Consider the following 10,619-nt stretch of genomic DNA (forward strand, 5'->3'; position numbering starts at 1 on the left):
AACTCAATCGGGTGAGGTGCAGGCACGAAGCACTTCCTTCCCAGCCGACACAGGGTCAACTCAGGTGAGGTGGCCGTGCTACGGGGGGAAGCTCACGGCGCTTCTCCGGCTGCTGCCTTGGCCACGGCATTTGCGAACGGCGTCAGTGCGTCGATCGAGAACAGCACGCCGTAGGACTCCGTCAGTGCCCAACCGTCGTCAGGGACCTCGTCGACCCGCTCACCGCGAGCGCCACCTTCCATCCACATCAACGGCGCGACCGGACCGTACTCGCGACCACTCCTCAGGCGGCCGGGATCGAGATACGTCAGGCGGAACATCTCGACATTCGCAGCCAACCCGTCTGAGTACTTGGAGCCATCTGGCCGAGTGCCCGTCACCACGGTCGAGATGCGCGGTCGGCAGACGTACTCGAACACGCCTTTGGGCTCCCACTCCGGATCGCCAGGATGGAAGCCTTCGTTGCGGAGCCGCTTTGCCTCACGCGCACCAAGCTCGTTGTTCGTGACCAGGATGCTCTGCCGCGTACCGCCATCTTCGGCGTTCAGCCGCATGACTGCTTCTGTGGTCGTGCCCGAGCCGCCAAAGAAGTCAACGACTATGGCGTCCTTCGGCGCAGCGAGCCTGATCCAACGCATCAGGACTTCGTGGTCTTTGGGGTACGGGAAACGAGTGTCGCCAAACACGTTCTGAAGGTGTCTCCCAGCATGGGTCCTCTCACGATCAAACACCGAACGGGCAACTTGGCCCTGAGCATCCTCCAATGGCTTCTTCAGGCGTGGTGGGACGGAGGGATCAGATCGGAAGATAATGTGACCTTCGGCGAGCATTCGATCCATAGTCTCGCGCGTCCATCGCCAACCATTCGGATGACGAACGGCAGGCTTTCCAGTTGCCGGGTGCAGGATGTCGTACTGCAGGTTGGGGCGAGGGTTTGGGCTCATGAGGTCAGAGTCTCGGCACAGAGTTCCGTCGGGCAGGAAGTACACATATCTGCCGAGAGCTTTGATCGGGGAATCCTTTGGTTGCGCGCGGAACCATTTGCGCATCGCTGCCTCAGCTGCTTGCTCGTCGTGTTCTGCTTCATCCCAGACGACCTTCGCAGCGACCAACACATCGTGAACGCCCGGCTTCTCTTCACGCCACCGGATCTCTCGCTCAGCCAGGGCCAACTCGTCCTTAGCGTAGATCAACATGTAGTCAGCGCCGTTCGAAACGTAGCGGGAGTCGTTTTTCCGCCCGCCTTGCCACACGACGTCCGATAGGAAGTTCTCCGGGCCAAACATCTGATCAAGAAGCATCCTCAGCCGATGGTGCTCTTCATCGCCGATGGCCACAATGATCACGCCAGTCGGCTCCAAAAGGCTGCTGGCGATTTCCAGACGTCGCTCCAAGAAGGACAGCCACTTGGACGACTTGGCGCGGTCATTGTTGTCGATATAGCGATCGTTGTAAATCCATCCGTCGTTACCAGTGTTGTACGGAGGGTCAATGTAAATCAGGTCTACCTTGCCCCGGTGCGTCCAGCGAAGCGCCTGAAGGGCATGGAAGTTCTCGCCGTTGACGACCGTGTGCCACGGGGCGTCTGCCGGACCGTTCTGGATACGTTCGATCGACTGAAGACCCGGGTAGATCGGCTCGCCGAACTCGCGGACCACCACAAGATCGGAGACGGACCGCTCTCCACCGTCGCCGTCGAGCACCGCGACCGTGCGGGTCGTGTCGGCAAAGCTGACCACTCGCCAAGTCTCGACGGTTGACTCGTCACGAAGCGACACCCGGACACCCTTGCGAATGGGATGGTCAGTGAGCTTGACCGACTCGGGCAGATGACGATCGAACACGAGACCGAACCGGCGCGAACCCCGGAGCAGTTCCACCTCGCGCGCCAGCCGGCTGCGCAGAGTCTCGTCGGCGACCCGGCTGACTAGCTGATCAAGGATGTTGGTTTCGTCGTCCACGTAGACCACCCTCGCAGGATTCTCGGACCATCCCGGAAACACTATCTGCCGGGCCGTCTACCCCGGTTGGTTCTGTGTGGTCGTGCCGAAACCGGAATGCGACCTTTGCGGTTGTGGAGGTGGATGGTCTTGACCAGTTAACTGGCGCGGCATGGCAGACGCCTAGTACTCCAGCCGCACTTACGATCTTTGAGTTGTTGTCGCTGGTAGTGGCTTCGTCGGGCGCGGGTTTGGTGGTGTTGTCGCCATCGGGACCAGTGCAGGGTGTGGCGCTCGTTGATGGGTGGTCGGGTCAGCAGGGCGTACAGGCGTCGGATCTCGTTGGCGGAGATCGCGATGGGTTGATCACTGTGTGTCGCGGCTGGTGGGCCCCCTCTCAACCGCCGTCTGCGGGCGGGTGGTCTGCCGGCTGCCCGCCCGCTCGGGTGGGGCAGGCTCTTCGATCAGAGCGGCTCGGGTGACGGCGAGGAAGGCCAGGGCGAGCATGGCCAGCGTCATGTATCGGTACCAGGCTGGATAGAGCCGGACCTGGTAGTGGTCGAATCCGGTCTCGTTCTTACCGGCCTGGAAGCACTCCTCGATGGTCCAGCGGGCTCCGGCAACCCTGATCAGGCGGGCCAGCGGGACCGGGGCGGGTGTGTGACACAGGTAGAAGGCCAGCTCCGACGGTCTGCTGATCGAACGGCGGATCAGCAGGTGATGGCGCGGGCTGGCTGTGGCGATCAGCGCCCAGTCATAGCGCCGCTCGCCCTTGGCGCCGTCCCCGCAGGACAGGCGCTGCCAGCCGCTTTTGCCGATCTTCTTGGCCATCGCATCAGCGCGGATCTTTCCGGCCCCGGTGGTGATCTGATGTGAGCAGGAGACCGCCAGCACGTAGCCGACCTGCTTGCTTTCCAGGTAGCGGCGCAGCGGCCCGTTATCGCCGTAGGCCTCATCGGCACTCACCCAGCCGAACGGGACGCCGGCGGTGATCGCCCGTTCGATCATGGCCTGCAGTTGTTGAGGCTTGGTGGCGAAACCGATCTCGCCGGGCATCTGTGCCGCCTGGCAGCGTTGCAGGTCGGCGATCCAGGACTCGCGCGGGATGTACAACTCCCGGTCCAGCACTGCCCGGCCGCGGGTGGTGGCGTAGCTGAGGAACACCCCGATCTGACAGTTGGTGATCTTTCCGGCGGTGCCGGTGTACTGCCGTTGCACCCCGGCCGAGCCGGTGCCCTTCTTCTCGAAGCCGGTGTCGTCGCCGATCAGCACGCCGTCTGGCTCGCCCAAATGCTCGACCACATAGTCGCGGAAATCGTCGCGTACCCCGTCGACGTCCCATTTCGCGGCGTTGAACAGCCGCTGCATCCCATCCGGCCTCCTCTCGCCGGCGTACTCGGCCAGCGACCAGCCGTTCTTGCGCTCCAGCCCGGACAGCAACCCCTCGATGCACAGCCGAGCACGTCGTCGCACCTCCGGCCGTTTGAACCGGCCCGCGACCAGCGCGAACGCCGCATCCAAGCCAGCCCGCAGACGGGCCGCTCCCAGGTGTTCTACGCTGTCCAACACGGCCACCGCATGATCTTCAGATCCATCACACCTGAATGATCACAGCGGTAGCCGTCTCACGTTCCACCGCCCTATAGCCCTACAGGCCATAAGCCCTGGTCAAGCCAGGAAGTGCGGCTGGAGTATTAGTCCTTGCGATCAGTTAGAGAGCGGCAGGAGCCTTTTTGTACCAGTGGGTGATGATGCCCACGAGGTGGACGATGTTCTGTGTCCGCATGATGGGTGCGGCGGCGTTCGGCTCGAAGTCGACGCCCGCCTCGGTGGTGCGCCAGATGCTGGTCTCGGCGACCGGCACGGTCATGTGCGGGTCGAGGCGTTTGAAGAACTCGGTGATGTCGTCGAGTTCCACCGGGTTATCGCCTGCGCGCAACTCCCGGAACACACCACCCAGAACGCGCAGCATACCCACCGAGCCAAGCAGTGAGGCGCGACGCAACTGCTGGGCCATGGTCAGTTCGTCGGCCCTACGTTCCTTCTCGGGGTCGTCCTCTGTGACGGCGGAAAGGCCCGCAAACGCGTTGGAGATGACGTCGAGAAAGTCCTTAACCTGCTCGATTACTTCGCCGTCCGTCAGAGTCTGCTCGGCCTTCTTACTGATCCGGCCACCAGCCCCGGCGATCACGGCGCGGGTGATATCGGCAACGTGCTTAGCACCCATGAGGTTGGGGTTCTTCAGGGTCATGCGATCCTGCTCAGCGTCGACCCGCCCCTTCAGCAGCGGGTGGTCTATGACGTCAGATAGGGTGCGGTTAGCGACCTTGTAGCTGTCGAAGCGAGCACGGACAGCGCTACTGATGCCCTTGGCATTGTCGGCGACGTCAACGAACATTTGCTGGGCCTTGATCGGATCCAGTTCCACGTAGATGTCCAGGCCGACGTACTCGGCCTTCAGCCGGTTCATCTGGCCAATGAGCTTCTCACGTTCAGCCTGGAGCTTGGCCTCCTTCTCCGGACTGACCCTGCGCGCCATCTCGCGGTCTACAGCGGCGATGGCGTCGGTGATGCGCTGCTTTTCGATAGAGACGCCGAGCACGCGGTGCTGACCGTCGATGGTGCGCAGGGAACCGACGCCACCGATCGCCCACGGGACGGTGAGATAACCTACAGCGCCCTGCTCATCGACCTTCTCGAAGAAGCATCCGCCGCTGTCACGAGCCAAGAGTGCCGGGGCGACCCAGTCCTGCTTGCTGTCGAGATACTCGCCGAACTGCTTGGCGTGAAGGCGGTCAACCTTCCGGTTGTCCTTATCGACGTTGTTCGGATCGGGGACGGGGAGGATGGTAGGGAGATCGAGGAGCGGAACACGGGTGGTGTAGACGGCACGGCCTCCCTGGACAGTCTTGATCGCCAGGTACGTACTGGAGTCCTGCGGCTTCGACAAACGCAGAGGATCAACATTGATGCTGATGACAAGCTCCTACTCGGTCCGCCACGCTCTTGGTGGGCGCCAATAAAAGCTAAAGAGTAACGAGAGAAGTTGGGCAGAGCCAGACGCTTCATTAAATCCACTCTTAAATGTCCAAATTGCAATGAAATGTCTGCTAGCATCCAGTTCATTTTTGAGACCATGGTGTAGATCTGCCTTGGTAGAGATATTTCTGAGCACGAGATTGGTGATGCCGGCACCACCAATCTGACCAGTGCAAGTCTTAGCTGACGGTCCAAGCGCGGCGGAAGACCAGTACCGCGAGCAGGTGCCAGATTTTGGGCACAGGGTGACGCCAGGCGCTGTTCCTGACAGGTGCGGATCTTGGACTGATCGAGCCCGCCCTGGCCCTGGCGGCACAGAAGGACTCTTTCACCGCCCATCCGATAACAGTCTGCCGAGGTAGGCCTGAACGGTACGCAAGGCTTCGCTCGACTGAATCGGCTTACCTCGCCCTCGAACATGACATGTCAAGTGTCAACGTCTACGCTGTGACCCGCGGCCGCCGCATGCTCTTCGCTTCTCTCACGTGGCGGTCCTCGTCATGTGACCTCAACCAGGAAGATTACGAAGTATCACTGGAGTGCTAGCCCTCATAGGAACGCCTGCCGGGGGCCATCCCCACAGGCGATTAGCTTCAGACCGAAACCCCCTGTCTCCCTCGGCGACTGATCAGCCGCTCTCGTACAGCGTCACGGAGCTGCTGAATGCCTACCTCTGGCCAGCGTGGATCTGCCTTCAAGAGGGGACTGAGAGTGTAAGAATCACCGAGTTGAGTACCTTCCCTGTAGACACCCTCTTATCAGCGCCTCCCCCGAGGAACCATGAAAGCGGACACTCGCACACCAGCCGAAATCTTCGCTAGCCCTATCCGATATCTCATCCCTCTTTTCCAACGCCCCTACGTCTGGAACAGGGCGGATCAGTGGGAGCCCCTCTGGGACGACGTGCGCGCTGTTGCCGAGCAGGTCCTAGATGCGAAGGACTCGCTTTACGGAGGATCGTCGATACCCCCACACTTTCTCGGCGCGATCGTCCTGGAACAGCAACTGACTCCGACCGCATTCATACCCGTACGACATGTCATTGACGGGCAGCAGCGTCTGACGACCCTGCAAATCCTCCTCGATGCCGCGCAGCTCGTGGCGGAGCAGCATGGCTCGGCCATCGATGGAAAGGCTCTAGAAGCACTCGTCCTCAACAACAGGGACTTGGTACAGCAACCCGACGAGGTCTTCAAGGTATGGCCAACCGATCGTGATCGGAACGTATTCCGTGCCGTCATGGACAACGAGCGAGAAGTGACAGGTGAGCTTGCCAGCAGCAGCATCGCGGCAGCGCACGTGTATTTCATGGGGGAGATCAGTGAATGGGCGGATCCGGACGGCGATCCTGATAAGTGCAAGCGTAGGATCACGGCACTAACGCACGCACTCCGGAGCTATCTCAGGCTGGTTGTAATAGATCTCGAACCCGGTGACAACGCACAGGTCATCTTCGAGACTCTGAACTACCGTGGCACGCCGCTTCTCGCCGCCGATCTAATCAAAAACATGGTCTTCCAGCTGGCTACGGCTCAGAATGAGGATCTCGAGGGCCTCTACAAGAGGTACTGGAAACCGTTTGACTCCAACCACTGGCGTCGTTCCGTACGGCAGGGACGGCTCTATCGGCCTTATGTCGACATCTTTATCAACTACTGGCTGACTATGCGGCGGCTCCGTGACATACCTGCTGACCGGGTCTTCACCGAGTTCCGCGATCACATCCGCACCTCGGAACTCGCGGCTTGGGAGGTCATGCGAGATCTCGCCGCCGATGCACAGGTATATGCGGAGCTTGAGCAGCTCCCTTGGGACTCCCCCGAAGGTACCTTCTACTATCGCGTCATCAACGTCATGGAGGCCTCAGTCGTTGGGCCGTTCCTGTTGTGGATCCTGCGCTGGCCAGAGAAGCGGATGCCCATCGAGCAGCGTCTCAAGGCACTTCGTGCGATGGAGAGCTGGCTGGTTCGCCGCATGCTCTGCAAGTTGATCACCAAGAACTATAACCGGATCATCGTCGAACTTCTACAAGCCCTGGACCGCAACGGACCAGAAGTCGCAGGAGACATTACGGAGGCCTTCTTCGCAAGGAGTACAGCCACCGCCGGCTACTGGCCCTCCGACCAAGAAGTCATCCAGGCCGTTCAGACGGTCAAGGTGTACAAGGACCTCACCCGCACTCGCCTTCGTATGGTGCTCGAAGCACTGGAAGACGACGCAAGGGGAAAGTGGTCAGAGCATGAGCACTGCCCGCGCGGATGCCTCACGATCGAGCACGTCATGCCACAGAGCTGGGGCGAGCACTGGGACATCGGCGTCGCCGATCACCCCACTCGTCAACGCCGTGACCACCTCGTCCAGACGCTGGGGAATCTGACCCTGGTCAATGACCGTCTCAATCCCAAGCTCTCGAACCGACCATGGACCGACGGAGAGGTAGAGGCACAAGGACTTTCCGACCCGGTACCGACCATTGGCAAGCGGAGCCTGCTCCTCAAGCATGCAACCCTGAAACTCAACGCCAAGATCGTGGCGGTGTACCCGGACACGTGGACCGATGAAACGATCACTAGCCGTTCTACCGCGATGGGGCAGCGCATCGCCATCATCTGGCCACGACCGTAGCAAGGCAATCTCGGCGGGCGGGACACACACGGGATGATCATCAATGCGAGACATGCCACGGATTGCATTTGTGCAGTTCAAGCCCTGTGGGTAGACAGTATCGCAATCGCTCTCCTAAACCGGGTGCCGCAGGGTCGAATCCTGCCGGGGGCACTAGGTTCGACCAGCAGCAAAGCGCCCTTGACCAGCGGAAACGTCGGCCGAGGGCTTTTTTGACTGATCGGTGCATGGATGCCGATTCCGGCGCCGTCGTAGCCGCTATCGGCCAGGGTGGGCAGGCCGCGTGCGGCTGCGGCGTACAGGGCGCACAGGACGTGGGTGCGGGCGGCGGTCAGATCGTGGACGGAGCCGGGTTCGACCTCGCCGATCCACAACGGCAGTCCGCCTGGTGCCGACAGCGCTTGGAGGTTGCCGGCGTGCTGGTGGGTCTTGCCGGAGTACCAGGCGTCGATGGGTTCGCCCTTGACGCTGAGGGCCGGCTCGGCGCAGCGGTCGATCGGGATCAGAGTGCCGTCCAGGATCACATAGGCCAGGCCGTCGGCCTGGGCGGGTGCGTCGGCGATCCACTCGCCGATCGCGGTGAACGACCGCGCTCCTGCCAGCACGGCCGCCGAGGCGAGGGTCAGCAGCGAGGCCAGACCGTGACGGACACCACGCGGATGGCGGAGATCGGGAAGGCGCTCGAAGCGTTTCAGCAGGCTGACACTGTCAGACGCTGAGGCGAAGGTTGAGGGCTGTTCGGTCAGGTGGCTGAGAGCCACACTGATCGGCGATGATGACGGAGCGGGCACGGTCTTCTCAGGTGATCATTTGGCGTAGAGATCCTCGTGATCTCGAAGAGCGTGCCTGTTCTCTTGCCCTGGGCCGGGTCCCTGAGTGCGATGCCCCGCAGCGTGGCTCATCCTTCGAAACGGACACTCAGGTCGTCAACGCCGCTTCGCCGGAGCCCTGGGGCCGGTGGTCATGTCGCAGTACGTCAGCTCCCGCGGCAGCGCCGAACTTTCCCAGGGGTGGAAGCCGGTGTCGATCAGACTCGGCTCGTACCCGATGTCGTGGAGGCAGGCGGCGGCGAGGTCATGAGGCTATGCAGCTTGTCCCACCGCCCACGATGGGCCTGGAGTTCCAGGATCGATCCAGTGCCCACACCAGGACGTCTCACCTGCGGACGAACCGGCCGCCGCCGTGCTCGGACACGATCAGACCCTCCTGTTCCAGGACGGCGAGCGCTTGGCGAACCGTGCTGCGCGATACCCCGTGCGATCGGCGCAACTGCGCCTCGCTGGGAACCGTGCTGCCCGGTGCCAGGTCACCGCGCTGGATCTGCTCACGAAGATCCCGCGCGACCGCCTGATACAGGTACGGCTCATCGCCGCTCTTGTCGCCGCCCAGGACCAGCCGGCCCTTGGCCGGGATGGCCAGGATCAGCCCTTCGGCCTCCAGCAGCGCCAGCGCGCGCCGCACCGTATTGCGCGCGACGCCGAACTCGGCGCACAGCTCCGCCTCGGAGGGCATCATCGTTCCCATCGGATACGTGGTCATCTCGATCCGTTCTCGAAGTCGGGCGACGATCTGAGGAAGGACCCGCCAGCCGGTCAGCCATCTGGTCACTGTCGATGTGGGTCTCAGAGACGTGGCCGGGGGCCGGCGTAGCTGGACCTGGGTGGGTTGGTCTGGTGCAGGCGGCGGATCATGTAGCTGCCGCCGCTGCTCAGCAGCTCGTAGACGACCAGCCGGCAGGAGCAGGTGTGGTCGATGACCTGGAGGCGGACCGGGCTCGGCTTCGTCCAGTCGATGGTGGCCAGGGGTATGGCGCTGCGGCGGGGTGGGTGGGCCAAGAGCCGCGGGCAAGGCTAGGGGCCACGTCCTCGCCGGGAGGCTCCGGGGGGGCGTCGCTCCTTCGGGGAGAGGCATCATCTCGCCTCGGGGTTGCGGCGCGGGCGGGGCCTTGGCCTGAGCGGCCCAACCTCGATCGGGGTGGGAGGCGCGTACTCCTCGATGACCGTTCCCAGCAGCCATCTCTCGACCTCGGCAGCCTGGGCTTCCAGCTCGGCCGGGGTCCGAGCCTCGATGTGGACGCCTGGGCGTTGATTGAGCAGGGCCCAGAAACGACCCGTGTGCCGGCCGTACCAGACCGTCCAACTCGCCAGACGCCCCGTGAGCAGCTTCACGGCCTGTCCCACCATCACTTCATCCACGTCGGAGCCCTCCTCGCCGCTGGAATCGTTTCGACTGCCGGCTTCTCACCGGGATCGCCAAACACTGCGCCCCACGCTCGGAAGCCTCCACCTGTCCCTCTGTTGTGGTCCCTCGCCGTCAGCCATGTCCGCATCATAAAACATAATTCTGCAGTACACCATAGAATACTGCAGCATGTGTTGGCGAAGAGGGCTGCACTGTGGGCTTCTAACGTGTTCCTATGACCGAGCTGCGCGACGATCTGCCCAGGTGGCGACAGGTGCGAGACATCATCATCAAGCGCATCGAGACCGGCCAGTACAAGCCGGGCCAGCGAATCCCCTCGGTCATCGATCTGACCCAAGAGTTCGGGATCGCCACCCAGACGGCGCAGAAGGTCATGAACGCCCTCCGCAAGGACCGGTGGATTCGAACCGAGCGAGGCATGGGCAGCTTCGTCACCACCATCGAGGAGCGGACAGCCGAGGCCAGCGACAATCCCGAGTAGCCGCTACAGACTCAAGATCGTCGGAGGTCACGACCCACGTGTACGGGGTGCTCGCCGGCAACGAGCCCGGCTTCCACCTGCGCAAGGTCGTCGGCGGGGACATGGTGGCCACCTACGCCGAGAGTTTCGAACACGTCTGGGACGGAGCCCGGCCGATCGGGTGACCGCGCGCCACACGCCATCAGCGACACTCTGCGGACGATGCGTAGAGCATTGAGCCGAGGAGAGCGTTGCGACGGCGCGTGTAGCGATAAATCGGCCCATAGGCTGTCGTCGTGGGACTCTCCGATCTTCGTCGCGAAATGATCCTTGCCGCCATTGCGGAGTACGAC

At 62.4% G+C, this 10,619-nt stretch carries 10 protein-coding genes and 1 pseudogene; 3 read left to right on the top strand and 8 right to left on the bottom strand.

Annotation, left to right across the window (positions count from 1 at the left end; genetic code table 11):
* Positions 1 to 92: 92 nt before the first annotated feature.
* The 4 genes and pseudogenes from AB0I38_RS39675 to AB0I38_RS39685 all read right to left on the bottom strand — a co-directional run bounded on the left by AB0I38_RS39675 (position 93) and on the right by AB0I38_RS39685 (position 4,890).
* Positions 93 to 1,961, bottom strand: coding sequence for a site-specific DNA-methyltransferase (locus tag AB0I38_RS39675; protein ID WP_358495684.1), 1,869 nt, complete (start codon positions 1,959 to 1,961; stop codon positions 93 to 95).
* 137 nt (positions 1,962 to 2,098) lie between these two features.
* Positions 2,099 to 2,299: pseudogene (locus AB0I38_RS40490) on the bottom strand (hypothetical protein); the annotation flags it as partial.
* Between the two features lie 7 nt (positions 2,300 to 2,306).
* Complete coding sequence (locus AB0I38_RS39680; RefSeq protein WP_358495717.1) at positions 2,307 to 3,488, bottom strand: IS701 family transposase; 1,182 nt, start codon at positions 3,486 to 3,488, stop codon at positions 2,307 to 2,309.
* 163 nt (positions 3,489 to 3,651) lie between these two features.
* Entirely contained in the window at positions 3,652 to 4,890 is a 1,239-nt protein-coding gene (locus AB0I38_RS39685; RefSeq protein ID WP_358495689.1) for a DNA sulfur modification protein DndB, read from the bottom strand.
* Positions 4,891 to 5,759: 869 nt separating this feature from the next.
* Between AB0I38_RS39685 and AB0I38_RS39690 the strand changes: the two genes are divergently transcribed.
* Positions 5,760 to 7,604, top strand: coding sequence for a DUF262 domain-containing protein (locus AB0I38_RS39690; RefSeq protein WP_358495694.1), 1,845 nt, complete (start codon positions 5,760 to 5,762; stop codon positions 7,602 to 7,604).
* 77 nt (positions 7,605 to 7,681) lie between these two features.
* Here the strand turns inward: AB0I38_RS39690 and AB0I38_RS40495 are convergent, their stop codons facing one another.
* From AB0I38_RS40495 to AB0I38_RS39715, 4 genes are all read right to left on the bottom strand, one after another.
* Positions 7,682 to 8,365, bottom strand: a complete 684-nt coding sequence (locus AB0I38_RS40495) for a transposase family protein (RefSeq protein WP_436838829.1) — start codon at positions 8,363 to 8,365, stop codon at positions 7,682 to 7,684.
* Between the two features lie 394 nt (positions 8,366 to 8,759).
* A complete protein-coding gene (locus AB0I38_RS39705; RefSeq protein WP_358495697.1) occupies positions 8,760 to 9,212 on the bottom strand; it encodes a winged helix-turn-helix domain-containing protein in 453 nt (150 codons plus the stop codon).
* A 14-nt stretch (positions 9,213 to 9,226) separates the two neighbouring features.
* Positions 9,227 to 9,439, bottom strand: a complete 213-nt coding sequence (locus tag AB0I38_RS39710; protein ID WP_358495703.1) for a hypothetical protein — start codon at positions 9,437 to 9,439, stop codon at positions 9,227 to 9,229.
* Positions 9,440 to 9,514: 75 nt separating this feature from the next.
* Positions 9,515 to 9,799, bottom strand: coding sequence for a hypothetical protein (locus AB0I38_RS39715; protein WP_358495708.1), 285 nt, complete (start codon positions 9,797 to 9,799; stop codon positions 9,515 to 9,517).
* Positions 9,800 to 10,020: 221 nt separating this feature from the next.
* On the opposite strand from AB0I38_RS39715, the gene AB0I38_RS39720 reads away from it, so the two are divergent.
* Positions 10,021 to 10,287 (top strand): winged helix-turn-helix domain-containing protein, encoded by a 267-nt coding sequence (locus tag AB0I38_RS39720; protein WP_358495711.1) that lies wholly within the window; start codon positions 10,021 to 10,023, stop codon positions 10,285 to 10,287.
* A gap of 38 nt (positions 10,288 to 10,325) precedes the next feature.
* Entirely contained in the window at positions 10,326 to 10,451 is a 126-nt protein-coding gene (locus AB0I38_RS39725) for a hypothetical protein (RefSeq protein WP_358495713.1), read from the top strand.
* Positions 10,452 to 10,619: the final 168 nt, after the last annotated feature.

It is taken from the genome of Nonomuraea cavernae (assembly GCF_040655715.1).
Taxonomy (GTDB): domain Bacteria; phylum Actinomycetota; class Actinomycetes; order Streptosporangiales; family Streptosporangiaceae; genus Nonomuraea; species Nonomuraea cavernae_A.

Coding starts and splice junctions, on each gene's coding strand:
- AB0I38_RS39690 (WP_358495694.1), top strand. CDS start 5,760: ATGAAAGCGGACACTCGCACACCAGCCGAAATCTTCGCTAGCCCTATC.
- AB0I38_RS39720 (WP_358495711.1), top strand. CDS start 10,021: ATGACCGAGCTGCGCGACGATCTGCCCAGGTGGCGACAGGTGCGAGAC.